The organism is Leptothrix sp. (in: b-proteobacteria) (assembly GCF_965250675.1).
Classification (GTDB): Bacteria; Pseudomonadota; Gammaproteobacteria; order Burkholderiales; family Burkholderiaceae_C; genus Sphaerotilus.
The window spans coordinates 303,462-328,934 of the sequence record NZ_CBDFPH010000008.1 but is presented as its reverse complement, the minus strand read 5'-3'; the positions used below and the strand labels follow the sequence as shown (position 1 = coordinate 328,934).

Genomic DNA, 25,473 nt, shown 5'->3' with positions numbered 1-25,473 from the left:
TCAGTGCGTGGTGGCCAAGGCGCTGTAGCGCTGCAGGTCGCTGCTCTCCAGCGCCGTCACCAGACCGACACGGCTGGCCTGCAATTCGGCATAGACCTCGGCAGCGTCGCGCAGTTCGCGCTGCGCTTCATCGGTCAGGCCGAGCCGGCCGAAAACGCGCGCCAGCATGGCGTGCGCCACGGCCCGCTCCTCGATCTCGGTGGCGACGATGAACACCGAGCCCGCCCGGCGCGCCGCCACCAGCGCCTCGTCGCTGCGGCCGAGTTCCAGCAGGCACATCGCCCGGTCGGCCTGGTAGAGGCATTCGGCATGGGCCAGGCCCTCGTCCATGGCGGGTGCCATGTCGCGCTCGTAGATCGCAAGGGCTTCCGCATAAGCGCCCTGCACCGTCAGCAACTGCGCACGCAGCATCGCGGGATGGTGGCTGAGCGCCTTGATCTCCAGGCTCTGGTCGAGGAACACCGAGGCCTCGGCACTCATCAGCGCACGGCGCATCGCCACCTCGTCGCGCTGGCCGAAGGCGTCGTCAACCCGCACACAGACGATGCGCATCAAGGCCATGTTGAACATGATGGAGCTGAGCGTGGCGCCATCGCCCTCGGCATAGGCGTGATGGCGGGCTGCGGTGTACCAGGGCTGCGCCAGGTCTTCACGGCCGATGTAGTGGGTCGCGCAGGCCATGACGGTGCAGACCCGGGCGCGGGCGCTGTGGTGGTCGTCGGCAGCCAGCCTCAGCGCAAGCCGCAGATGCTCGATCATGGCAGCGTAGTCATGCACACGGAAATCCATGTGCGCCAGCCAGGCCGCCGCCAGCGCATGGAGGCGCGGCACGCGCAGCGTGGCGGCCAGTCCCAGCGCGCGCTGAACCCGATCGCGGGCACTGGCGCCCAGGTTGTCGTAGTAGTCCGCCAGCCCTTCAGCCAGCCACAGCCACGCCGCCAGCGAGGCATGAGCCTCCGTCTTGGGCAGCGCGCGCAGTGACACCACTTCCTGGCGCGCCAGGTCCAGCTCGCCCAGGCGGGCGTAGATCACGGCGCGCTCGGCGCGCAGCAGAGGCATTTCACGTGGGATGCGCGATTGCGCAATCGCGCTGTCGAATGACTCCAGCAGGCGTTTCATGGCTGAGGCGCTCGGCTTGTGGCCTCAGGCGCCCAGGCGGGCCAGCGCTTCACGGTAGGTGGCCACGGTCTGGTCGATCACCTCGGCGGGCAGGGCCGGTGCTGGCGCCTGCTTGTTCCAGGGCTGACCGTCGATGCGCACGGCTTCGAGCCAGTCGCGCACGAACTGCTTGTCGAAGCTCGGCGGATTGGCGCCCGCCGCCAGCGCGGCCGGGTAGCCCTCGACCGGCCAGTAGCGCGAGGAGTCGGGCGTGAGCACCTCGTCCATCAGCGTCAGCGTGCCGTGCTCGTCCAGGCCGAACTCGAACTTGGTGTCGGCAATGATGATGCCGTGCGTCAGCGCCAGTTCGGCGGCTGTGCGGTAGAGCTCGATCGACACCGCGCGCACGCGCTCCGCCAGATCGGCGCCGATGACGTCGACCATGCGCTCGAAGCTGATGTTCTCGTCGTGGTCGCCCATCTCGGCCTTGGTGGCCGGGGTGAAGATCGGCTCGGGCAGCTGGGCCGCATTGGTCAGGCCGGCCGGCAGCGCCACGCCGCAGACCGACTGGCTCTCCTGATACTCCTTCCAGCCACTGCCGGCCAGGTAACCGCGCACCACCGCCTCGACCGGCAGCGGCTTGAGGCGCTTGACCAGCATGGCACGGCCTCGCACCTGCTCGACCTCATCAGGCGCCACCACCGACAGCGGATCTTCGCCCGTCAGGTGGTTGGGGATGATGTGGCCCAGGCGCGCGAACCAGAACAGCGCCACCTGCGTCAGCAGCGCGCCCTTGCCGGGAATCGGCTCGCCCATGATGACGTCGAAGGCCGACAGGCGGTCGCTCGCGATCATCAGGATGCGGTCGTTGCCCACCGCATAGTTGTCGCGTACCTTGCCGCGCGCCAGCAGGGGCAGGGAGTGAAGACGGGATTCAAACAGGGCAGCAGACACGGCAGACAGGCTCAAAAAGTGAGTCCGAATTGTAGGCGCCACCCAGCGTGCGGGACGCGGCGGCGCCTGTCGTGTCCGGGGCCACGCTCAGTGGGAGCCGCCCAGGTAGGCCGCCCGCACTGCCGGGTCATCGCGCAGCCGGTCGGCCGGGCCGTGCAGCGAGATGGTGCCGTTTTCCAGCACGTAGCCGTAGTCGGCCACCGCCAGCGCGGCGGCGGCGAACTGCTCGACCAGCAGCATGGTCACGCCCTCGCTCTTGAGGCGGGCGATGATGCGGAAGACTTCTTCCACCAGGATCGGCGCCAGACCCATCGACGGCTCGTCGAGCAGCACCACGTCCGGATTGAGCATCACGGCGCGCGCCATCGCCAGCATCTGCTGCTCGCCGCCCGACAGGGTGCCGGCGAGCTGGGTGCGGCGCTCCTTCAGGCGCGGGAACAGCTCCAGCGCGCGCTCCAGATCGGCCTTGACGTCGCCCTTGGGGCGGCTGCCGGTCAGGCGCGGGAAGGCGCCCAGCGTCAGGTTGTCGGTCACGCTCATGGTGGCGAACACGCGCCGGCCTTCAGGCGAATGCGCCAGGCCGCGCTTGGCGATGTCGTAGGACTCCATCGCGTCGATGCGCTGGCCATTCAGGCTGATCTCGCCGCCGGTGGGCCGGATCATGCCGGAGATGGCGCGCATGGTGGTGGTCTTGCCGGCGCCGTTGGAGCCGATCAGTGTCACGACCTTGCCCTTGGGCACGTCCATGGAAATGCCGTGCAGCACCTGCACCTTGCCGTAGCCGGCCGAGAGGTTTTGAATATTGAGCATCTTGTTCTCCTTGGCGCTTACGTTGCCGTGCCGCCCAGATAGGCCTCGATGACCTTCTCGTCAGCCTGCACGGCGGCAGGCTCGCCCTCGGCGATCTTCTGGCCGAAGTCGAGCACCGAGACGGTGTCGCACAGGCCCATCACCACGTCCATGTGGTGCTCGATCAGCACCACGGTCAGGCCGTGTTCGCGGATCTTGCGGATGATGGCGATCAGCTCCTTGATGTCGGGCGCGGTCAGGCCGGCGGCGGGTTCGTCGAGCAGCAGCAGTTGCGGGTCGAGCGCCAGCGCGCGGGCGATTTCCAGCAGGCGCTGCTTGCCGTAGGGCAGGTTGCGCGCCTCTTCATTGGCCAGCGCATCCAGGCCGACGAACTGCAGCAGCGCCAGTGCGCGGGCCGTGCCGTGCGTGTCCTCGCGCTTGTAGCGCGGCGTGTGCAGCGCCACGTCGACCAGGTTGCTGTCGAAGCTGTGGTGCAGGCCGACCAGCACGTTCTGCAGCGCCGTCATCTCGCCGAACAGCTGCACGTTCTGGAAGGTGCGGGCGATGCCCGACAGCGCGATGTCGCTGGAGGTACGGCCCACCACCGAGCGGCCACCGAACTCGATGCTGCCGGCCGTGGGCACGTAGATGCCCGTGAGCACGTTCATCATCGTGCTCTTGCCCGAGCCGTTGGGGCCGATCAGGCCGTGGATGCTGCCGCGCTTGACCACCAGGTCGACGTTGTTGAGCGCCTTCAGGCCGCCGAACTGCATCAGCACCCCCTTGGCCGTCAGCAGCACCGGCTCGCCGTTGCCGCGTGCGGCCTGCGAGACCGGGTCACCGCCCAGCTGGGCCACGTCAGTGGGCAGGTCATGGCTGTGGCGCGGCAGGTTGAGCGCCGCGCGCATGAAGCCGATGATGCCGTCCTGCAGGTAGTAGACGACGAACAGCGTGATCAGGCCGAAGATCGACAGGCGCCAGTCGGTCATGGTCTCCAGCTTGAACGACAGCAGCGCGAGCGCCACCGTGCCCACCACGGGCACCGCCGCCTGGCGCAGTTCCATCTTGCCGCGCTTGAAGGCCACCAGCGCACCGGCGGCCACCACCAGCGCCATCAGCACCGAGACGTAGCGGAACATCGTGATGTCATCGAGCAGCTTGGGCAGCATCACGATGATGGCCGCGCCCAGCAGCGCGCCGCTGCGGGTCTTGCGGCCACCCATGATGATGGCCAGCAGGAACAGCACCGTCAGCTCGTTGTTGTAGGTGTTGGGGCTGATGTACTGCTCGGAGTAAGCGTAGAGCGAACCCGCCAGGCCGGCCAGGCCCGCGCTGATCACGAAGGCGTAGACCTTGTACTTGTAGACCGACACGCCCATGCAGTCCGACGCCACCGGGCTGCCGCGCAGCGCCTCGAACGCCCGGCCCAGGTGCGAACGCAGCACGCGGTGCACGAACACCAGCGACAGCACCAGCATCACCGCCACGACCCAGAAGAACTCGCGCTCGTCGAGCTTGTGGCCGAACAGCGAAGGCTTGGTCAGCGTGATGCCGAGCGGGCCTTCGGTCAGGAAGGTCATCTCGTTGATCAGGATCTGGATGATGGTGCCGAACGCCAGCGTCACCATCGCCAGGTACGGCCCGGTGACCTTGAGCGCCGGCAGCGCCAGCAGCGCGCCGAACACCGCCGTGACGGCAATGGCCGCCGGAATCGTCAGCCACAGCGACAGCCCCAGCTTGAACACCAGCACGCCCGCCGTGTAGGAGCCGATGCCGAACAGGCCGGCATGGCCCAGCGAGACCTGGCCGGTGTAGCCCACCACGATGTCGAGGCCGAACAGCACGATCGCGTAGATCATGATGGTCTCGAGCAGGTGGATGTAGTAGGGGTTGTGCACCGCCAGCGGGAAGGCGAACAGGGCCGCCACGGCCACGAGGGCCAGGATTTTTTGGGTCGGTTTCATGCTCAAACCTTCTTGATGGCCGTCTTGCCGAACAGGCCGGCGGGCTTGACCGCCAGCACCAGCAGCAGCAGCACCAGGCCGGGGACATCCTTGTAGCCGGTGGACAGGTAGAAGCCGGTGGTCGTCTCGGCCACGCCGAGAATGATGCCGCCCACCACGATGCCCATGCCGCTGTTCAGGCCGCCGATGATGGCCACCGCGAACGCCTTCAGGCCCAGCACCGCACCCATGGTGGCGCCGGTCAGCGTCAGCGGCGCGATCAGCACGCCGGCGAAGGCCGCCGTCATCGACGACAGCGCGTAGCTGAACGTGATCACCAGGCTGGTGTTGATGCCCATCAGCTTGGCGGCGTCACGGTCGTTGAACGTGGCGACCACGGCCTTGCCGTAGATCGAGCGGCGGTTGAACAGCTCGACCGCCAGCATCATCAGCAGCGCGCCACCCACCACCAGGATTTCCATCGGCAGGATGTTGGCGCCCAGGAACTTGATCGGCGACTCGGGCAGCGGCGACGGGAACTTGAGGTCATCGCGGCCCCAGACGTTCTCGGCCACATTCTTGAAGATGATGCCCAGCGCGATGGTCGACATGATCCAGCCGAACTCCGACTTCATCTTGATGGCCGGACGCACGCCGATCCACTCGACCACGGCGCCCTGCGCCGCGCCGAACAGGCAGACGATCGGAATCATCAGCCAGTAGTTGACGCCGAAAAGCACCAGCGACAGGCCGACCAGCGCGCCCAGCATCAGGGCGTCGCCCTGGCCGAAGTTCAGCGTGTCGGAGGTGGCAAAGGTCAGCTGGTAGCCGAAGGCGATGACCGCGTAGATCATGCCCAGCGCGATACCGCTGAAAACGAGTTGCGTGAAAATCTGCATGGGCATTTCTCGCTAGGGGGCCCCCGTGGAAACGGAGGCGGTGGCGCTGTCAGCGCCACACAGGAAAACGCCGCCAGTTTTTGGCTGGCGGCGCACGACGGCCGGGGGCCGCTTACTTCTTCTGGATCAGGGCGCCCTTGGCGTTGACGTCCTTGACGCGCACTTCGGAGGCCTTCTTCTGGTCATCCGGGTAGGCATAGACCACGCGCGAGCCCTTGACTTCACCGAACACGGGGATGTTGGCGGTGATCGCCTCGTGGTCGGTCTTGGTGAAGGGCTTGTTGTAGGTGGTGACCACGCCGTCCACGGGGGCCTTCAGGTTCTCAAGCGCGTCCTTGATCTTCGGGCCGTCGGTCGAGCCGGCCTGCTTGATGGCGGCCGCCAGCAGGTAGATCGAGTCGTAGCCCTGGGCCGCCGACACCGGCGAGTCGATGCGGGCGTTCTTCGGGTTGAAGGTCTTCAGGTAATTGATGATGAACGACTGGCGCTTGGGCGTGGTCGGCTCCTGGATGAAGGTCTGCGGCATGCGCGCGCCTTCACCGCCGGGGCCGGCGTTGTCGATGAAGTTGGCCATCGAGAGCGTCCACGAGCCGACCATCGGCACCTTCCAGCCCAGCTTGGTCATGCCGTTGGCGATCTGCGCCAGCTCGGGGCCGATGGCGTAGGTCAGGATCGCCTCGGCGCCGGCTTCCTTGGCCTTCAACAGCTGCGGCGTCATGTCGACGTCCTTGATGTTGAACTTCTCGATCGCCACGGGCTTGATGCCCTTGAGCTCCAGCGCCTTCTCCAGGTCGGAGCGGCCGAGCTGGCCGTAGTTGGTGCTGTCGGCCAGGATGGCGACCTTCTTGTAGCCGCGGCGCACAGTGGCCTCTTCCACGATCATCGGCGCCTGGATGCTGTCGTGCGCGGCGTTGCGGAAGATGTAGTTCTCGGGCTGGTCCTTGAACTGCTGCGTCAGCACCGAGCCGGTGGCAACGTTGTTCATGACCGGAATCTTGGCTTCCTGATAGAAGCGCTGCGCGGCCAGGGCCACGCCGGTGTTGATGAAGCCGACCGTGACGGCGACTTTTTCCTTGTTGATCAGTTCCTGGGCGATCTGCACGCCGCGCTCGTTCTTGGCCTCGTCATCGCGCTCGACCAGCAGCAGCTGGCGGCCCAGCACGCCGCCGGCCTTGTTGATCTCGTCGGCGGCCAGGCGCACGCCGTCGCGCATGCTCACGCCCATCGACGACGAGCCGCCGGTGAACGGGCCCGCCACGCCGATCTTGATCGGGTCGGCCGCGTGGGCGGACAGGCCGGCGGTCATCGCGCTGATGGCCAGCGTCATGGAAACGGCGAAGGTGCGGCGGGTGGTTTGCATGCGAAGTCTCCTGAAGGGGAATGACTGCATGATGCCCAGCGCAGCGACGGCGCGCGTCCGTCGCACTACGCAGTGGCGCTCCGCGTCATCACGCACTCCACAACCCTGTTCTCGCAAACCCTAGGGGGCATGACTCCCATGCTCGACCGCGTACTTGATCAGCTCGGCCTGGCCGGCCAGGTCGAGCTTGCGACGGATGTTCTGCCGGTGCGTCTCGACCGTGCGCACGCCAATGTCGAGCACGCGGGCGATCTGCTTGCTCGACTGGCCCTGGCCGAGCAGCGACAGGATTTCCTGCTCGCGCTCGGACAGCGCGGTGCGCGAACTCGGCGTCGGCGTGCGGAACAGGCGCGCGGCCATCGCCGGACTGAGGTAGGTGCCGCCGGCGGCCACGGTGCGGATGGCGGCCAGGATCTCGCCCGAGGGCGAGTCCTTCAACACGTAGCCGCGCGCGCCCACGGCCATGGCGCGCTGCGCGTGCTCGGCGCTGTCGTACATGCTCAGCATCAGCACGATCAGGCCGGAGTCGCGCGCCAGCAGTTGCTGGGTCAGCTCGATGCCGTTGACGCCCGGCATGCCGATGTCCATCAGCACGACGCTGGGCTGGCAGTCGGTGACGCGCTGCAGCGCCTCGGGCGCGTTGCCGGCCTCACCCACGACGCGGATGTCGTCCAGGCGTTCCATGCGGGCGCACAGGCCGTCGCGCACCAGGGGGTGGTCGTCGACCAGCAGCACGCGGATCACGGGGGTACTCGGTTCGGTCATGGGTTCAGGTCACTTGGGCAAAACGGCGCAGGGCGGCGGCAGGCACCTCGGCCACCACCACGGTGCGCTGTGGGCGCGACGTCACTTGCAGGCTGCCGCCCACCGCCATCAGCCGCTCGCGCATGTTGCGCAGGCCGATGCCGTGGCGCGGGTGCTGGGCCATGGCGTCGCTGTCGAAGCCGCGGCCGTCGTCCTCGATGCACAGCCGCAGCCCGGTCGCGTCCTGCTCCAGGCTCATGTGCACCTGCTGGGCGCGGGCGTGCTTGAGCACGTTGGTCAGCGCCTCCTGGCTGACGCGGAACAGCGTGGTCTTGATGGCGTCGGGCAGCTCGGCCGCGTCGTCGGCCGCCGTCAGCTCAAAGCTCATGCGGGCGGCGGTGCACATCTCCTCGCCCAGTTCGCGCAGCGCGGTGGTGAGGCCGAGCGTGTCGAGCTCGGCCGGACGCAGGTGGTGCGAGATGTCGCGCACGTTGTTGAGCGCCTGATTGAGCCGGTCGAGCGCACGCTGCAGCACCGGGCGCACTTTCTCTTCCTGCGCCGGCAGGCGGTCCAGCGCCGATTCGGTCAGCAGCTTGACCGACACCAGCGTCTGGCTGGTGCCGTCGTGCAGTTCGCGCGACAGCCAGGCGCGCTCCTCTTCCTGCGACTGCACCAGCTTGCGCGCCAGCAGCGTCAGCTTGGCGTCGGCCGCGCGCAGCTCGGTGATGCCGATGCCCAGAAAGCTCACGAAGATGATCACCACCGACGCCGCCGCCGCCAGCCCGAGCCACTGCATCGTCGAGACCACATTGGCCTCCATCTGCCGGTCGAGCTGGCGCATGACGCGGTCGAGGTCGTCGGTGTAGATCCCCGTGCCCAGCATCCAGTTCCAGCGCTCCAGCCCGGTCACGTAGGCGAGCTTGGGCGTCAGTTCGCGCGTGGACGGCTTGTTCCAGGTGTAGGCGACGAAGCCGCCGCCGGTCTCGGCCTTCTCGATCATGGCCTTGATGGCGAACATGCCGCGCGGGTCGCGCATGCCCATCAGGTTCTTGCCCACCAGATCGGGCTGACGCGGGTGCATCAGGTTGGTGCCGTCGAAGTCGTACAGAAAGAAATAGCCGTCGGGGCCGTAGTCGAGCTGGGCCAGCTGCTTCATGGCCAGGCGCTTGATCTCGGCATCATCGCGGCCGGTGTTGTAGAGCGGGCTGATGGTGCTGAGCGCCAGCGCGATGTAGTGGCGCAGCTCCGACTGCGCCGTCTCGGTGGCCGCGCTGCGCACCAGCTCGGCCTGGCGCCGGGCCAGGTCGTACTGCTGCTGGCGCAGCGCATAGGCGGTCAGCGCCAGCGACGCGACCAGCGGCACGATCGCCACCAGCAACAACTTTCCACGCAGCTTCATGTCTCCTCGGGGGCTCCAAAACCATCGGAAACACAATAGCAGGCGCACCCTACCCCACGCCAACAAGGACAACCCTGACTTCCTAGAATGTTCCACCCGGCTCCCGGGAGACACCAGCGTTGGGCAGCATGAACGAACAGAAACCCGCCGCCGGCTCGACCGGCCTGATCCGCATCCGGGGCGCACGCCAGCACAACCTCAAGAACCTCGACCTGGACATCCGCACCGGCGAGCTGACGGTGGTGACGGGCCCGAGCGGTTCGGGCAAATCCAGCCTGGTGTTCGACACGCTCTACGCCGAAGGCCAGCGCCGCTACGTCGAGACCTTCTCCGCCTACGCGCGCCAGTTCCTCGACCGCATGGACCGCCCGGCGGTGGATTCGGTCGAAGGCGTGCCGCCCGCCATCGCCATCGACCAGACCAACCCGGTGCGCACCAGCCGCAGCACGGTCGGCACGATGACGGAGCTGAACGACCACCTCAAGCTGCTGTTCGCCCGCGCGGCCCAACTGTTCGATGCCGACACCGCCCAGCCGGTGCGCGAGGACGACCCGGAGACCATCTACGCCGACCTGGTACAGCGGTCCGAGGCGGCCGGCGATCCGCGCCTGGTGGTGACCTTCCCGGTCGAACTGCCGGCCGGCACCTCGCCCGAGGAGATCGAGCAGTGGCTCTCCGCCAGCGGCTATACCAAGGTGCAGGCCGAACGCGAAGTCGCCACCGTGACTGGCCCGCGCAAGCTGCTGGACGTGGTGGCCGACCGCTTCCGCATCCGCAAGGCTGAGAAGGCGCGGGTGATCGAGGCGCTGGAAGCGGCGCTCAAGCGTGGCAGCGGGCGGTGCACCGTCTACGTGATCGCCGACGAAGGCGAGCACGAACGCTGGCGCTACAGCCAGGGCCTGCATTGCCCGGAGAGCGACCGCCGCTACAGCGCGCCGCAGCCGGCGATGTTCTCGTTCAACTCGGCCTTCGGCGCCTGCGAGACCTGCCGGGGGTTTGGCCGCGTCATCGGCGTCGACTTCGGGCTGGTGATCCCGGACGCGCGCAAGACGCTGCGCGGCGGCGCCATCAAGACGCTGACCACGCCGGCCTGGAAGGAGTGCCAGGACGACCTGATCCGCTACGCCGGCGACGCCGGCATCCCGCGCGACACCGCCTGGGCGCAGATGAGTCCGGCACAGCAGAGCTGGGTGATCGATGGCTCACCCAACTGGGGCGGCGAGTGGAGCAAGCAGTGGTACGGCATCAAGCGCTTCTTCGAGTACCTGGAGAGCAAGGCCTACAAGATGCACATCCGCGTGCTCTTGTCCAAGTACCGCAGCTACACGCCCTGCGGTGACTGCGGCGGCGCGCGGCTCAAGACCGAATCGCTGCTCTGGCGCCTGGGCGAGAAAGCCCAGGCCGACCTGGGCCTGCCGCCCGCCAAGCGCTTCTTGCCAGTCGGCGTGAAGTGGTCACGCGACCAGCTCGAAGCCCTGCCGGGCCTGAGCCTGCACGACCTGATGCTGCTGCCGATCGACCGCATGCGCGTGTTCTTCGACAAGCTGGATCTGCCCAGCCAGATGCTCGACGACGCGCTGCAGCTGCTGCTCGACGAGATCCGCACCCGGCTCAAGTACCTGTGCGACGTCGGCCTGGGCTATTTGTCGCTGGACCGGCAGAGCCGCACGCTCAGCGGCGGCGAAGTGCAGCGCATCAACCTGACCACCGCGCTGGGCACCAGCCTGGTCAACACGCTGTTCGTGCTGGACGAGCCCAGCATCGGCCTGCACCCGCGCGACATGCACCGCATCAACACCGCGATGCTGCGCCTGCGCGACGCCGGCAACACGCTGGTGGTGGTCGAGCACGACCCGGCGGTGATGCTGGCGGCCGACCGCGTCATCGACCTCGGTCCCGGCCCGGGCACGCAAGGCGGGCGCATCGTGTTTGACGGCACGCCCGAGGACCTGAAGGGCGCCGAAACGCTGACCGGCGCCTACCTGGGCGCGCGCCGCAAGATCGGCCTGGGGCTGACGCGGCCGGTGCTCGACAGCACGCCGCGGCTGATTCTGGAAGGCGTGCGCGAGCACAACCTGCGCAACGTCACGGTCGAATTTCCGCTGCAGCGGCTGGTGTGCGTGACTGGCGTCAGCGGCTCGGGCAAGTCGACGCTGATGCAGGACGTGCTCTACCCGGCGCTGGCGCGCCACTTCGGCCAGGCCTCCGAGTCGCCCGGCGCGCATGACCGCCTGCTGGGCGCCGACTGGCTGAGCGACGCCGTCTTCGTCGACCAGAGCCCCATCGGCAAGACCGCGCGCTCCAACCCGGCCAGCTACGTCGGCGCCTTCGACACGCTGCGCGACATCTTTGCCGCCCTGCCCGCCGCGCAGCAGCGCAACTACACCGCCGGCATGTTCAGCTTCAACGCCGGCGATGGCCGCTGCCCGACCTGCGGCGGCGCGGGGCTAGAGCATGTCGAGATGCAGTTCCTCAGCGACGTCTACCTGCGCTGCCAGGACTGCGACGGCACGCGCTACCGGGCCGAGCTGCGCGAGGTCAAGGTCGAGCGCCTGGGCCGCGACATGTCGATTGCCGACGTGCTGGAGCTGACGATTGCCGACGCCGTGCGCTACTTCGCCGACGACCGTGAGGTGGTGCGCGCGCTGCAGCCTCTGGCCGATGTGGGCCTCGACTACGTCAAGCTCGGCCAGCCGGTGCCGACGCTGAGCGGTGGCGAGGCCCAGCGCCTCAAGCTCGCCGGTTTCCTGGCCGAGGCCGCCAAGTCGGCATCGTCGAGCAAGCAGAAGCTGGCCAAGAAGGGCACGCTGTTCCTGTTCGACGAGCCGACCACCGGCCTGCACTTCGACGACATCGCCAAGCTGATGCGCGCCTTCCGCAAGCTGCTGGAAGCCGGCCACAGCCTGCTGGTGATCGAGCACAACCTCGACGTGGTGCGCGCCAGCGACTGGATCGTCGACCTGGGCCCGGACGGCGGCGAGGCCGGCGGCGAGCTGGTGGCCGAAGGCACGCCGGCTGATTTGCGCGCCCACCCGACCAGCCACACCGGCCAGGCGCTGCGCGAGTACGACCTGAGCCTGGGCGAAGGCGGCCTGGCGGTGGAGGAAGGCCGGCCGCTGCAGTTGCTGGTCAAGGCGCGGCGCGACGAAACCAAGCGCCTGACCGACGACATGATCCAGATCGTCAACGCCCGCGAGCACAACCTCAAGGGCCTGTCGGTCAACATTCCGCGTGGCAAGTTCAGCGTGGTCACCGGCGTCAGCGGTTCGGGCAAGTCGACGCTGGCCTTCGACATCCTGTTCAACGAGGGCCAGCGCCGCTACCTGGAGAGCCTGAACGCCTACGCCCGCAGCATCGTGCAGCCGGCCGGGCGGCCGGAGGTCGATGCGGTCTACGGCATTCCGCCCACCGTGGCCATCGAGCAGCGCCTGAGCCGCGGCGGGCGCAAGAGCACGGTGGCGACCACCACCGAGGTCTGGCACTTCCTGCGGCTGCTCTACGTCAAGCTGGGCACGCAGTACTGCCCGGCCTGCAGCGATTTCCACGCGCCGCACGAAGAGTGGACCGCCGTGCAGCCGCAGACGCCCGAGCAGATCGCCGCGCAGTTGCTGCGCACGCCGGAGGCGGGCGGTTTCCGGGGCCAGCACATCGCGCTGCTGGCGCCGCTGGTCATCAACCGCAAGGGCGTCTATACCGATCTGGCCAAGTGGGCCAAGGGCAAGGGCTACGCCCACCTGCGCGTCGACGGCGAGTTTCTGCCGACCGACAAGTGGCCCAAGATCGACCGCTACAAGGAACACACCATCGAGCTGCCGGTGGCCCACCTGCAGGTCGAGGCCGGCCACGAGGCCGAACTGCGCGCCAAGCTGGCCGAAGCACTGGAACACGGCAAGGGCGTGCTGCACCTGCTGACGCCGCTGAAGGCCGCGACCACGGCCAAGGCGACCGAGGCCTCGCTGGCGGCGGGCTTCATGTCGAGCGCCTTCCGCAGCAAGGCGCGGGTGTTTTCCATCAAGCGCGCCTGCCCGTCCTGCGGCACCAGCTACCCCGAGCTGGACCCGCGCATGTTCAGCTACAACAGCAAGCACGGCTGGTGCACCGACTGCGTCGGCACGGGGCTGACGCTGACGCGCGAGCAGCGCAAGGCGCTCGACGACAGCGTGCAGGACGACCACGACAAGGGCCGCGAAAAGACCTTTGGCGAACCCGAGGTCGACGACCTGGTCGACGCGCCCTGCGCCACCTGCAGCGGCGCGCGGCTCAACCCGGTGTCGCGCGCGGTGCGCTTCCGCGGCGAGTCGATCTCGGCCCTGGCCGCGCTGGCCGTCAACGACGCGGCGCGCTGGACGGCGAAGCAAAAGCTCGACGGCCGCGAAGCGGCCATCGCCCGCGACGTGGTGGCCGAGATCAAGAGCCGCCTCAGCTTCCTGGACGACGTCGGCCTGGGCTACCTGACGCTCGACCGCGCCGCGCCCACGCTCAGCGGCGGCGAGGCGCAGCGCATCCGCCTGGCGGCGCAGCTCGGCAGCAACCTGCAGGGCGTCTGCTACGTGCTGGACGAGCCGACCATCGGCCTGCACCCGCGCGACAACCAGATCCTGCTCAACGCGCTGCACAAGCTGGGCTCATCAGGCAACACGCTGGTGGTGGTCGAGCACGACGAGGACACCATCCGCCGCGCCGACCACATCATCGACATCGGCCCCGGCGCCGGCAAGCGCGGTGGCCGCGTCATGGCCCAGGGCACGGCGGCGGAGCTGATGGCGAACCCGGACTCGATCACCGGCCGCTTCCTGAACGCGCCGCTCAAGCACCCGCTCAAAGCGCGTCGCCCGGTCGATGCCGACACGCCCAGCCTGACGCTCCGCGGCGCCAAGTTGCACAACCTGCAGAACGTCGATGTAGATGTGCCGCTGGCGCGCCTGGTAGCCGTCACCGGCGTGTCCGGCTCGGGCAAATCGACGCTGGCGCGCGACGTGCTGCTGGCCAATGTGCAGGCCGTCGTCGCCCACAAGGCGCTGGGCAAGAAGGCCGAGACCACGCCGCGACCGGCCTGGGTCGGCTGCACGGGATTGGAAGGCTGGAGCAACGTCGACCGCGTGCTGGAGGTCGACCAGACCCCGATCGGCAAGACCCCGCGCAGCTGCCCGGCCACCTACATCGGCTTCTGGGACACCATCCGCAAGCTGTTCACCGAAACGCTCGAAGCCAAGGCGCGCGGCTACGCGTCCAACCGCTTCAGCTTCAACACCGGCCAGGGCCGCTGCGGCGGCTGCGAGGGCCAGGGCCTGCGCACCATCGAGATGGCCTTCCTGCCCGACGTCAAGGTCGGCTGCGACCTGTGCCACGGCGCCCGCTTCAACCCCGAAACGCTGGCCGTGACCTGGCGGGGCAAGAGCATCGGCGACGTGCTGCAGATGGAGGTCGACGAGGCGGTCGAGTTCTTCGCCGCCATGCCCAGCATCGCCCACCCGCTGCAACTGCTGCAGGACGTCGGCCTGGGCTATCTGACGCTCGGCCAGCCCTCACCGACGCTGTCGGGCGGCGAGGCGCAGCGCATCAAGCTCGTCACCGAGCTGAGCAAGGTGCGCGACGACGTGACGCGGCGCGGCCAGAAGGCACCGCACACGCTCTACGTACTGGACGAGCCCACGGTGGGCCTGCACATGGCCGACGTCGAGAAGCTCATCAAGGTGCTCCACCGCCTGGTCGACGCCGGCCACAGCGTGGTGGTGATCGAGCACGACTTGGACGTCATCGCCGAAGCCGACTGGGTCATCGACCTGGGGCCGGAGGGCGGCTCGGGCGGCGGGCAGATCGTCGTGACCGGCACGCCGGAGGCGGTGGTCAAGCGCCGCAGCCACACGGGGGTGGCATTGCGGCCGGTGTTGAAACGCTAGTCAGCGCTTTACTTCACGTCGTTGCGGGCGGCGATGCCGGTGCCGGGGAAGTCGGTGAACAGGCCGTCAACGCCGAGCTTCATGTAGTAGGTCATTTCGGCCTGCGGGTCCTTGAAGCCGTAGCCGCTGGCGTCGTTGCGGAAGGTCCAGGTGTGGACCAGCAGGCCCTTGGCGTGGGCGGCCTCGATGACGCCGGTGCTGCCGTCGACGCGGCGGTCGTTGATCGTCAGCGTGGTGTCGCCGGTGCGCTCGACGCCGTCATCCACCGTCTTGACCAGGTAGGGCTTCCAGGGGCCGATGGCATCGGCGTAGGTCTTGACGAAGGTCAGGCCGGCATCGGTCAACAGGTCGGAGAACTTGCGGGCATCGCCCTTGACGACGAAGTCATACGGCTGGGCATACGGCGCCACCAGCGACATCGAGCCATCGGCCTTGACATCATCGGCGTCGATCAACTGCACCAGCTTGAGGTTGGTCTTGGTGTTGAGGTACTGGAGATTGGCCACCTCGAACGACTGGATGAACACCGGCGCGCTGGCAACGTTGCCGTAGATCGGGTGCAGCGTGGCGACGAGCTTGTCCTCGAACACATTGGCGCCGAAGAGGCCGGCGTGGAAGGTCGGGTGCTTGGTCTCGGGGTAGATGCCCACGGTGCGGCCGGCGGCGGCGCCCTGGGTCTGGGCCAGATTGATCACCTCGGCCAGGGTCGGGATGTCGTAGAGGCCGTCAAAAGCGGTGGAGCGGCCGGCGCGCGACTGCCTGGCACGCAGCGTCTTGATCTCGGCCAGCGTGAAGTCGCTGGCGAAGTAGGCGGTGGTCGACACGCCGTCGAGCATCTTGGTGGTCTTGCGCTCGACGCCGAACTTGAGGGCCACGTCGGTGGTGTCGTCGAGCATGGGCTCGTGGCGGGCAATCATCACGCCATCTTTGGTGAGCACCAGGTCGGGCTCGATGTAGTCGGCGCCGCGGGCGATGGCGCGCGCGTAGGACTCCAGCGTGTGCTCGGGCAACTCGCCGCTGGCGCCGCGGTGGCCGATGACCAGGGGAGCAGCACCGTTCAGCGTCTTGAAGCTGAAAGCGGTGGTGCTGTCATCACTCCCCCCACCACATGCCGACAAGGCCGCCAGCGCCACGGCCGGCAGCAACAGGGACAGGCTGCGCGGCAGCATCGAAGAAGCGTTTTTCATGGTCACCCGGGGTTACAACTGTGAAGCTGAGGACCATACGGGTGCAATTTGAAAGGCGCGTGACAGGCCGCCCGGCCCGGCTTTACTCCACCGTCACCGACTTCGCCAGGTTGCGCGGCTTGTCCACATCGGTGCCCCGCGCGCACGCCGTGTGATACGCCAGCAGCTGCAGCGGCACCAGCTGGGTGGTGAAGGCCTTGGTGCTGGCCACGCCGATCTCCACGCCCGCGTGGGTGATATAGGCCAGCTTGCACTCGCGCACCATGGCGCTGGTGGCGACGTTGCAGATGGTCAGCGTCTGCTTGCGTCGCTTGAAACAGGTGGCCGGCAAGCCCGTGACGCTGATCATCGACGAAGCCCAGCACGCCTTGACCAGCGAGGCAGCGATGACGGCGCTGAAGTCGGCACGGGACCAGATGAACAAGCCTACCCAGGTCAACCTGATGCTGGTGATGTCGGGCTCCGACCGCGACAAGCTGTTGCGCCTGGTCGTCAGTGCCGAGCGCGCCCTGCTCGACGCCAGCGACCGCCAGCGCTTCCAACACGCCGCGCATCAAGTCCCTTGCTCGGAACAGCGGCCAGCTGCGAATGGGGACATGATCACATGGGATGCGACAGCTACCCGCTCTACGAGCGCGGCGGCCACCTGCCGCAACAGGTGCTGATGCTGCGCCGCGCCGGCCAATGGCAATACATCACCCTGCAACGCCAAAGCAACGCCCAACCTTGCTTCACCGCCGTCTTCACCGCCGAACGCTTCACCTTCACCCGCGACTGGCTGGCCAAGTATCGGCCGCAGGCGGGGGCGGCGGCGGATTGAGCGGGGGTGAGTGGCGGTTCAACGGGAAGGAGGGCGCCAACTTGCAAGGCAACAAGGCCTGCCCTCGCTGACGGTGCTGTCAATCCACCGCTCGCCTGGCCTTGATCAGCGCTGACACCTCTGCGATGCCCTCTGCCAGCCGGGTGAACCGCACAGGCGCTGTCTCCTGCGTGTACACCGCTTGTGCTGCGCTGTAGGCCTGCACCGCCGCCTCCAGCCGCGCCGTGCCGCTCTCGCGCTCGCCCAGCGTCCGCAGCGCATTGCCCAGGTTGTTCTGCGTCGTCGCCCAGTTCAACGGCACACGCTCGCGGGTGCGCTCCTGCAGGGCGGCGCTGTAGGCCTGCACGGCCGCCTCCAGCCGCGCCGTGCCGCTTTCGCGCTGGCCCAGCGTCGACAGCGCAGCGCCCAGGTTGTTCTGGGTCGTCGCCCAGTCCAGTGGCACGCGCTCGCGTGGGGCCAGGGGCAGGACGTCGTCTCGGTAGATTTGAAGCGCCCGCAGCAGGTCGGCGTTGCGGCCGAGGCGGTCGCCGCGGTCGTACCACTCACCGGCCCTGGCCAGTTCATTGCGCCACTGCTCGCGCTCGTCTTCCTGGCGCTGGCGGGCCAGTTCGGCGGACTTGGCGGTGCGGATGCGGTCGGCGGCCTCCAGGTCGCCGCGCAGTGCGGCGGAGCGGGCTTGCAGGTCGGTGGCGGCCAGCCAGGCCTTGCGTGCGCCGCCCAGCTCGCTGCGGCGCAGGAAGGCCAGCTCGGCAAAGGCGGCTTCAGCCTCTTGCAGGCGGCCGGCGTCGAACGCGGCCTGGGCCTGCTTCAGGATGGCCAGGGCGCGGCTGCGTTCGCCGCCGGGGTCCAGGGACTCGACGGTCTGTTGCAAGCCGGCCAGGGTTTGCTGGGCGCTGGCCGCCTTGTCGGCCAGGGCGCGGATGTTGTTGATGAAGGTTTCGGCATCCAGGCCGGGGTTGCGGGCGTCCAGCTCCAGGGCGATGGCGCGCAGGGTCTGGCGCTGCACGCCCAGCTGGCGCGCCAGCTGGGCGACGAGCTCGTCGTTCGCATCCAGGCGCTGGTAGACCGCACGGGCTTGCGCGGGCGTCAGGCCAAAACGCGTTGCCAGCGCGCGGACATCGTCGGGCGTGACCGGCGGGCTTTGCGCCAAGGCCAGCGCGGTCAGCAGCGCGCTGACAGTGGCCAGCAGAGGGCGTATGAGGGGCGAGAGGAGGCGCTGCATGGCTCAACCCTGCCGGCAGCGGTCGAGTTGCAGCGAGATCTCTCGCCGCTTGATCACCCAGGTGAGGAACTCCCGCGTGCCGGCTTGCTGGTAGACAAACTCGTGCGCATCGCCCCGCTGTGGCGGGGGCGACACCACGCTGGTGACCAGGCGAGCGCCCGTGCCGGGCTCGGCTTGCAGCTCCATCTTCAGCGGCGGCTGGCCAGCCACGCTTTGGCGTGATGCGATGGTCAACAGTCCGCGGTCGAGCGCCAGTTCGTACGTCACCTGGCAGCCGGGTTCGCCCCAGATGCCGTTGATGTGGCGCTCGACCAGCGACTGGGTACCGCGGGTCACGCCGGCCTCCTCCAGGCGCTGTTGCACCTCGTTCACGGCCTGTCCGGTGGCCTGGGTGTCTCTTTGCAGTTCGAGCACCGATTGTTCGGTGGCTTGCTTGGGGCTGAAGATCGGCGTCAGCCCGGCCGCCAAGCCGAGTGCGCCCATGATCAAACCGATGAAGCTGCCCAGCACCTTGGGCCGCTGCCAGTCGCGCAGGCTTTGCGAACGCCACGGGATGATCTCGGTGATGGCCAGCGACGCGACGATGAAGATGGCCACCACCAGCAGGATCAGCAGGTGCGGCCCGTAGCCAAATTCTTCGGTCGAGATGCCTTGCAGCGCCAGGCCCATCAGCGTGGCCGCGCTGACCAGCGTGACCGTGACGCTGCCGTAGAACAGCGGTTGGCTGAGCGGCTTTTGGGGCCGCCCTGGGGGCGGTGCCTGACGGTTCGGTGGCGGCTTCATGGCGCTGTTCGCTCCTCCTGTGCCGGAAGCCAACTGCCGGGAGTGGCGTCGATTCCGCAGTGTTGTGCCGGATCAGCGCCTGGATGCTAGGGGATGAAAGTGCAAATGACCGCACGGGACTTCCCCAGCCCGTGCAGCTCAACCCAGGCCGGTTACTCCACCGTCACCGACTTCGCCAAGTTACGCGGCTTGTCCACATCGGTGCCCCGCGCGCACGCCGTGTGATACGCCAGCAGCTGCAGCGGCACCACGTGCAGGATGGGGCTGAGCGCACCGTAGTGCTCGGGCATGCGGATGACGTGCAGGCCTTCGCTGTTGGCGATGCGGCTGTCGGCGTCGGCGAACACATACAGCTCGCCGCCGCGGGCGCGCACTTCCTGCATGTTGCTCTTGAGTTTCTCCAGCAGCTGGTCGTTCGGCGCGATGGTGACCACCGGCATGGCGGCGTCGACCAGCGCCAGCGGGCCGTGCTTCAACTCGCCAGCCGGGTAGGCCTCGGCGTGGATGTAGGTGATTTCCTTGAGCTTGAGCGCGCCTTCCAGCGCGATCGGGTAGTGGCGACCCCGGCCCAGGAACAGCGCGTTCTGCTTGCTGGCGAAGGCGTCGGCCCAGGCCATGATTTGCGGCTCCAGCGCCAGCACCGATTGCACGGCGGCGGGCAGGTGGCGCAGGTTGCGCAGGGCGGCGACTTCGCCGGTCTCGGGCAGCTGGCCGCGCAGCTTGGCCAGGGTCAGCGTCAGCAGGAACAGCGCCACCAGCTGGGTGGTGAAGGCCTTGGTCGACGCGACGCCGATCTCCACGCCCGCGTGGGTGATGTAGGCCAGCTTGCACTCGCGCACCATGGCGCTGGTGGCGACGTTGCAGATGGTCAGCGTCTGCTCCATCCCTAAGCTGCGGGCGTGCTTGAGCGCGGCCAGCGTGTCGGCGGTCTCGCCGCTCTGGCTGATGGTGACGACCAGCGTCTTCGGGTCGGGCACGCTCTCGCGGTAGCGGTATTCGCTGGCGACTTCGACCTGGGTAGGGATCTTGGCGATCGACTCCAGCCAGTACTTGGCCGTCAGGCCGCTGTAGCTGCTGGTGCCGCAGGCCAGGATCAGGATCTTGTCGATCTGGCCGAAGACCTCGGCCGCGCCGTCGCCGAACAACTCGGGCGTGATGCCCACCACGCCTTCGAGCGTGTCGGCAATGGCGCGCGGCTGCTCGAAGATTTCCTTCTGCATGTAGTGGCGATAGGGGCCGAGTTCAGCCGCACCGCTGTGGGCGTGCACGGTCTTGACCGGACGCTCGACGCGGCTGCGCGTGTCGCCTTCGGCGCGCGCGGTGATCCAGTACTTGCCCTGCTGCAGGTCGACCACGTCGCCCTCTTCCAGGTAGACGATCTGGTCGGTCACGCCGGCCAGCGCCATGGCGTCGGACGCCAGGAAGTTCTCACCCTTGCCCACGCCCAGCACCAGCGGCGAGCCTTCGCGGGCGCCGATCACGCGCTGGGGCTCTTCGCGGCAGAACACTGCAATTGCGTAGGCGCCGCGCAGTTGCGGCAGCGCGCGCTGCACCGCGTCGAACAGGTCACCCTGGTAGAGCGAGTCGATCAGGTGGGCGATGACCTCGGTGTCGGTCTGGCTGGTGAACTCGTAGCCGCGGCCTTGCAGTTCGGCGCGCAACTCGTCGTGGTTCTCGATGATGCCGTTATGCACCAGCGCGATCCGGCCGGCCTTGGCCGACTTGGCGTCATTGCCGGTGCCGTGGCTGAAGTGCGGGTGGGCGTTGTGCACCGCCGGCGCGCCGTGGGTGGCCCAGCGGGTGTGGGCAATGCCGACCAGGCCTTCGACGCCCTCTTGCTGCACTTGCGCCTCAAGCTCCGCCACGCGCGAGGTGCTGCGCGCCCGGCGCAGTTCGCCGCCCTGCTGCACGGCCACGCCGCACGAGTCGTAGCCGCGGTATTCCAGCCGCTGCAGACCCTGCAGCAGGATGGGGACGATGTTGCGTTGACTGACTGCGCCGACGATGCCACACATGGTTGAACTCCGTTTCCGGGCCAAGCCCGATTGCAATGGAGTGCGATCCTAGGGGAACACCTTAGAAATTAATCGTCAAAATTCACGGAATTTCGCAACAATAAAATTCACGCCTCAAGCAATGAATTTATCGTTCGATTCCTGAATTTATTCGGATATTTATTTCATGAACTCCCGCATCCCGATGGACGAGATCGACCTGCGCCTGCTGGCCGAGCTGCAGCGCGATGCGGGCCGCTCCAACCAGACGCTGGCCGAGGCCGTGTACGTCTCGCCCGCCACCAGCCTGCGGCGCGTCAAGCGGCTGGCCGACGCCGGCGTGATCGAGCGCACCGTGGCGGTGCTCTCGCCCGAGGCGCTGGGCCACGGCCTGACCGCCATCGTCGAGATCACGCTCGACGTGCAGGCCGCCGAGCGACTGGCCGCGTTCGAGGCGCGCGCTGTGGGGGATATCGGCATCCAGCAGTGTTACCGCACCCAGGGCGGGCCGGATTTCGTGCTGATTGCACAGGTGGCCGACATGCCGGCCTACCAGGCGCTGGCGCAGCGCCTGTTCAATACCGACAGCAATGTGCGCAACGTGCGCTGCTTCTTCAGCGTGCACCGGGCCAAGTGCGGGCTGGAGGTGGTGCTGCCAACAACAGCGACGCCACCGGGCAGCGCCCTTCGCGGCTGAAGCCGCTCAGCGGTTCAACACCTTCGCCACCGGATTGGGCCGCAGCCGGAACGCATCGGGCATGCCCGAGCCGAGCAGCGGCCGCAGGTAGAGGCGGAAGGCATCGGTGACGTCCGTGCCGCACGGCGCGATGAACTCGTCTTCCATCGTGCGCGTCTTGCCGGCCACGGCCGACAGCGGCAGCAACTCGTAGTCGGCGGCGTAGTAGCCGGCGCGCTTGATCGCCACCGAGCCCGAAGTCAAACCATCCGGGCCGCCCCACATCGCGAACTGCACCGCTTTCTCGCCGACCTCGCGCGCCTCGCGCTGGTCGACATCGCTGACACAGCCGATGAAGCTGCGCTGCAGGTAGCCGAAGGTGTCGCCGCGCACGCGCTTGATGCCCAGGCGCTGCTTGATCTCCTCGCACAGCAGGTCGGCCAGCGCGCCGGTGCCGCTGAGCTGCACGTTGCCGTGGGCGTCGTGCTCCAGCTCCTTGGCCAGCGTGCTGATGATGGGCGTGCCGGCGGCGTCGTGGATGCCTTCGCTGACCGCGATCACGCAGCGGCCGAAACGCTCGTAGGTGGCCTTGACGTCGGCGAGGAATTTCTCGACCTCGAACACCCGCTCGGGCAGGTAGATCAGGTGCGGGCCGTCGTCGGCGAACTTCTTGCCGAGTGCCGATGCGGCGGTCAGGAAGCCCGCGTGCCGGCCCATCACCACGCCGACGTAGACGCCCGGCAGCGCCGCGTTGTCGAGGTTGGCGCCGGCAAAGGCCTGCGCCACGAAACGCGCCGCGCTCGGGAAGCCCGGCGTGTGGTCGTTGCCGACCAGGTCGTTGTCGATCGTCTTGGGGATGTGGATGCAGCGCAGCGCGTAGTGGGCAGCCTGCGCCTGCTCGCTGACGATGCGCACGGTGTCCGACGAGTCGTTGCCGCCGATGTAATAGAACTGCCCGATCTCGTGCGCCTGCAGCACCTTGAAGATCTCGGCGCAGTATTTTTCGTCGGGCTTGTCGCGCGTCGAGCCCAAGGCCGAGGCCGGCGTAGCCGCCACCAGTTCGAGGTTGTGGCTGGTCTCCTGCGTCAGGTCGACCAGGTCTTCGTTGACGATGCCGCGCACGCCGTGGCGGGCGCCGTAGACCAGCTCGACGCCGCGGTGGCGGCGCGCTTCGAGCACCACGCCCACCAGCGACTGGTTGATCACGGCCGTCGGGCCGCCGCCTTGGGCGACCAGGATTTTGCGGGGGTTCATGGTGCCTCCTCGGCGGGTCGCGGAACCGCCATTACAGAGTCGGCGCACCCATCGTGCAAGGGGGAATCTACGGTGTCGGCCGGGCTCACACCGACACAGCCGTCAGGGCAACAGACGGGTCTGGCCGTTTTCAAACAAGGCGGCATCGAAGCCGGCCTTCAGCAGCAGCGGCTTGGGCGCCACGCGTCCGGCCGCAGCGAGTCGATCGATCGCACGGACCAGCCAGCGCCCGTCTTCGGTCGCGAGGTGCGAAATCGCCTGGCATTCGCATTGCGCGATCAACTTCAGGTCATCCTTGACGCGCACGCGGTCGTCGTCGGCATCGCGCTCCCAGTCGCGCAGCGTCAGGCCGCAGGCCCTGGCGTGATCGATGTTGAACGGCAGCACCATGAAATTGCGTAACTCGAGGTCGGTGATCGGCTGCCGCACCTCGAACTCGGACACCACGATGGTCGAGAGAAACATCGGCACGCCGCGCTGGATGAACTCGCGGTAGTACGACTTGGCGGTTTCGTGGTTCACCCGGTTAGGGTCGCTGAGAGAAATCAGAAAGCTGGCGTCGAGCAGGACGCTGTCGATCATGAGGCGTTCCCACGCAAATCATCGACCCAGCCACTGACGTCAGCGACGTCTTTCCAGGCTTGCGCACCGCGGCGGGTCTGGCGATCGAAGGCCTGTTCATCGAAGCGGGGGGCGTACTCGACAAATTCGATCAATTGCGCATTGCGCAACTCGTGCGTCAACAAGTTGTAGTCGGCGCGCACCCTCAGCATGGCCGGTTTGTAGAGACGATTTTGCTGATCAACCTGCAAAGTGGCGCGCTCGGCACCTACCCGCAGCATCTTGCCGCTGGGCAGTCTCACATGCGCATTAGGCTGGCCAGCGCCCCCAAGGTCGGTCACTTCGCCGTGCACATACCGCTCGACACGTACCCACTGATCAGCGTCATCGGCATGAAAGTCGGTGCTGGCGTGGACTTCGACCTGGCGCTCAAGAAACGGCGCTGCAATGCGAAACGACAACCCGACAGTCTTGCGCGTACGTTTTTGCCATTGTTCGAGCACCTTGCGGCGCTTGCTATCCAGACCACCGAGCAACGGGCCAGACGCCAGCAGGCGCAAGTCCCTGAACAGCGTGGGCGCGGCAGCGATGGGTTCGGTCTGGATCGCCAAGGAGCCTGCGATCACCGCCACGTCGAGTGACGCTGGATCCACCTCGCGGGACTCGCCAGCCAGGAAGTCACTGACTTCACGGCTGAAATCAGCCAGTGCGGCCAGCCTGACACGGCCCGGGTGGCTGTCGTAGCCCGCCGAGCGGTCGGTCATCGAGAGGGTGATGCGCTGCGCGTTCATAACCTGCATTGTCCTGCGTGCGGGTTTGGCGCGTCCATCGCCCTGATGGGGGCCGCCGCCACATGACCAACTCGATCAGCACACCGCCGCGCATTGCGCGGTGATCTCGTACGAGCGCAGCCGCGCGGCGTGGTCGTGCATGGCGCCGGCCACGATCAGCTCGTCCGCCCCGGTGCACTCGACCAGCGCACGCAGACCCTGCGCCACGGTGTCGGGCGATCCCACCACCGACACGGCCAGCATGCGCTCGACCTGGCGGCGCTCGGCGTCGTTCCACAGGCCGTCCATGCTCGGCACCGGGCGCGGCAGCGGCCCGCGCTGGCCGCGCACCATGCCCAGGAAACGCTGCTGGATGGAGGTGTAGTGGACGGCGGCCTCGGCGTCGGTCTCGGCGGCGATCACGTTCAGGCCGACCATGGCATGCGGCTTCGGCCACGCGGCGCTGGGCCGGTGGTTGGCGCGGTAGATGTCGAGCGCCTGCATCAACTGGTCGGGCGCAAAGTGCGAGGCAAACGCGAACGGCAGGCCCAGATAGGCAGCGAGCTGGGCGCTGTACAGGCTCGACCCCAGCAGCCAGATCGGCACCTGCGTGCCGGTGCCGGGAATGGCGCGCACCGCCTGGCCCGGTTGAGACTCGCCCAGGTAGCGCTGCAACTCCAGCACGTCCTGCGGGAAACCGTCAGCATCGTCGACCTGCAGGTGGCGGCGCAGCGCGCGGGCGGTGGCCTGGTCGGTGCCGGGCGCGCGGCCCAGGCCCAGATCGATGCGACCCGGGTAGAGCGTGGCCAGCGTGCCGAACTGCTCGGCCACCACCAGCGGCGCATGGTTGGGCAGCATCACGCCGCCCGAGCCGATGCGAATGGTCTGCGTGCCGCCGGCCAGATGGCCAATCAGCACGGCGGTGGCCGAGCAGGCCAGGCCGTCCATGTTGTGGTGCTCGGCCAGCCAGTAGCGCCGGTAGCCCCAGCGCTCGGCGTGCTGGGCCAGGTCGAGGCAGTTTTTCAGCGCGATGGCGGCGGTGCTGCCTTCGGCGATGGGGGCGAGGTCAAGAACGGAGAGGGCAATCATCAGCCCATGATGCCGTGGTTGCGCGGGCACG

20 protein-coding genes and 1 pseudogene are annotated in these 25,473 nt (G+C 67.8%); 4 read left to right on the top strand and 17 right to left on the bottom strand.

Annotation, left to right across the window (positions count from 1 at the left end):
• From AC5IG3_RS10695 to AC5IG3_RS10660, 8 genes are all read right to left on the bottom strand, one after another.
• On the bottom strand, positions 1-1,119 hold the full coding sequence (locus AC5IG3_RS10695; protein ID WP_491906288.1) for a hypothetical protein: 1,119 nt from the start codon (positions 1,117-1,119) through the stop codon (positions 1-3).
• Positions 1,120-1,143: 24 nt separating this feature from the next.
• Positions 1,144-2,052, bottom strand: a complete 909-nt coding sequence (locus AC5IG3_RS10690) for a phosphoribosylaminoimidazolesuccinocarboxamide synthase (RefSeq protein ID WP_491906287.1) — start codon at positions 2,050-2,052, stop codon at positions 1,144-1,146.
• Positions 2,053-2,139: 87 nt separating this feature from the next.
• Positions 2,140-2,862 carry an ABC transporter ATP-binding protein gene (locus AC5IG3_RS10685; protein WP_491906286.1) on the bottom strand — a complete coding sequence of 241 codons (723 nt, stop codon included), beginning with the start codon at positions 2,860-2,862 and terminating at the stop codon, positions 2,140-2,142.
• A 17-nt stretch (positions 2,863-2,879) separates the two neighbouring features.
• A complete protein-coding gene (locus AC5IG3_RS10680) occupies positions 2,880-4,805 on the bottom strand; it encodes a branched-chain amino acid ABC transporter ATP-binding protein/permease (RefSeq protein WP_491906285.1) in 1,926 nt (641 codons plus the stop codon).
• 2 nt (positions 4,806-4,807) lie between these two features.
• Complete coding sequence (locus AC5IG3_RS10675; RefSeq protein WP_491906284.1) at positions 4,808-5,683, bottom strand: branched-chain amino acid ABC transporter permease; 876 nt, start codon at positions 5,681-5,683, stop codon at positions 4,808-4,810.
• 112 nt (positions 5,684-5,795) lie between these two features.
• Complete coding sequence (locus AC5IG3_RS10670; protein ID WP_491906775.1) at positions 5,796-7,010, bottom strand: ABC transporter substrate-binding protein; 1,215 nt, start codon at positions 7,008-7,010, stop codon at positions 5,796-5,798.
• Between the two features lie 153 nt (positions 7,011-7,163).
• On the bottom strand, positions 7,164-7,808 hold the full coding sequence (locus AC5IG3_RS10665; RefSeq protein WP_491906283.1) for a response regulator: 645 nt from the start codon (positions 7,806-7,808) through the stop codon (positions 7,164-7,166).
• A gap of 4 nt (positions 7,809-7,812) precedes the next feature.
• On the bottom strand, positions 7,813-9,186 hold the full coding sequence (locus AC5IG3_RS10660) for a cache domain-containing protein (RefSeq protein WP_491906282.1): 1,374 nt from the start codon (positions 9,184-9,186) through the stop codon (positions 7,813-7,815).
• A gap of 128 nt (positions 9,187-9,314) precedes the next feature.
• Between AC5IG3_RS10660 and uvrA the strand changes: the two genes are divergently transcribed.
• Positions 9,315-15,086: an excinuclease ABC subunit UvrA gene (gene uvrA, locus AC5IG3_RS10655; protein WP_491906281.1), complete on the top strand. Its 5,772-nt coding sequence runs from the start codon at positions 9,315-9,317 to the stop codon at positions 15,084-15,086.
• A gap of 8 nt (positions 15,087-15,094) precedes the next feature.
• Here the strand turns inward: uvrA and AC5IG3_RS10650 are convergent, their stop codons facing one another.
• Complete coding sequence (locus tag AC5IG3_RS10650; RefSeq protein WP_491906280.1) at positions 15,095-16,273, bottom strand: glycerophosphodiester phosphodiesterase; 1,179 nt, start codon at positions 16,271-16,273, stop codon at positions 15,095-15,097.
• 118 nt (positions 16,274-16,391) lie between these two features.
• Positions 16,392-16,577, bottom strand: a pseudogene (locus AC5IG3_RS10645) (SIS domain-containing protein); the annotation flags it as partial.
• Between the two features lie 31 nt (positions 16,578-16,608).
• Here AC5IG3_RS10645 and AC5IG3_RS10640 point away from each other — a divergent pair.
• Positions 16,609-16,938 (top strand): hypothetical protein, encoded by a 330-nt coding sequence (locus AC5IG3_RS10640; RefSeq protein WP_491906279.1) that lies wholly within the window; start codon positions 16,609-16,611, stop codon positions 16,936-16,938.
• Positions 16,938-17,093 carry a hypothetical protein gene (locus AC5IG3_RS10635; protein WP_491906278.1) on the top strand — a complete coding sequence of 52 codons (156 nt, stop codon included), beginning with the start codon at positions 16,938-16,940 and terminating at the stop codon, positions 17,091-17,093. The genes AC5IG3_RS10640 and AC5IG3_RS10635 overlap by 1 nt, the downstream gene beginning before the upstream one ends.
• A 79-nt stretch (positions 17,094-17,172) precedes the next feature.
• Here the strand turns inward: AC5IG3_RS10635 and AC5IG3_RS10630 are convergent, their stop codons facing one another.
• The 3 genes from AC5IG3_RS10630 to glmS form a co-directional block, all read right to left on the bottom strand.
• On the bottom strand, positions 17,173-18,315 hold the full coding sequence (locus AC5IG3_RS10630; RefSeq protein WP_491906277.1) for a hypothetical protein: 1,143 nt from the start codon (positions 18,313-18,315) through the stop codon (positions 17,173-17,175).
• A 3-nt stretch (positions 18,316-18,318) separates the two neighbouring features.
• Positions 18,319-19,098, bottom strand: a complete 780-nt coding sequence (locus tag AC5IG3_RS10625) for a hypothetical protein (protein ID WP_491906276.1) — start codon at positions 19,096-19,098, stop codon at positions 18,319-18,321.
• Positions 19,099-19,250: 152 nt separating this feature from the next.
• Positions 19,251-21,113 carry a glutamine--fructose-6-phosphate transaminase (isomerizing) gene (gene glmS / locus AC5IG3_RS10620; protein WP_491906275.1) on the bottom strand — a complete coding sequence of 621 codons (1,863 nt, stop codon included), beginning with the start codon at positions 21,111-21,113 and terminating at the stop codon, positions 19,251-19,253.
• 166 nt (positions 21,114-21,279) lie between these two features.
• Here glmS and AC5IG3_RS10615 point away from each other — a divergent pair, with 166 nt between their 5' ends.
• Positions 21,280-21,789 carry an Lrp/AsnC family transcriptional regulator gene (locus AC5IG3_RS10615; protein WP_491906274.1) on the top strand — a complete coding sequence of 170 codons (510 nt, stop codon included), beginning with the start codon at positions 21,280-21,282 and terminating at the stop codon, positions 21,787-21,789.
• Between the two features lie 6 nt (positions 21,790-21,795).
• On the opposite strand, the gene AC5IG3_RS10610 is transcribed toward AC5IG3_RS10615, so the two are convergent.
• From AC5IG3_RS10610 to AC5IG3_RS10595, 4 genes are all read right to left on the bottom strand, one after another.
• Positions 21,796-23,022, bottom strand: coding sequence for a 6-phosphofructokinase (locus AC5IG3_RS10610; RefSeq protein ID WP_491906273.1), 1,227 nt, complete (start codon positions 23,020-23,022; stop codon positions 21,796-21,798).
• A gap of 102 nt (positions 23,023-23,124) precedes the next feature.
• On the bottom strand, positions 23,125-23,604 hold the full coding sequence (locus tag AC5IG3_RS10605) for a hypothetical protein (protein WP_491906272.1): 480 nt from the start codon (positions 23,602-23,604) through the stop codon (positions 23,125-23,127).
• Complete coding sequence (locus AC5IG3_RS10600; protein WP_491906271.1) at positions 23,601-24,374, bottom strand: hypothetical protein; 774 nt, start codon at positions 24,372-24,374, stop codon at positions 23,601-23,603. The genes AC5IG3_RS10605 and AC5IG3_RS10600 overlap by 4 nt, the downstream gene beginning before the upstream one ends.
• A 75-nt stretch (positions 24,375-24,449) precedes the next feature.
• Positions 24,450-25,442, bottom strand: a complete 993-nt coding sequence (locus AC5IG3_RS10595) for an LLM class flavin-dependent oxidoreductase (RefSeq protein WP_491906270.1) — start codon at positions 25,440-25,442, stop codon at positions 24,450-24,452.
• Positions 25,443-25,473 lie beyond the last annotated feature (31 nt).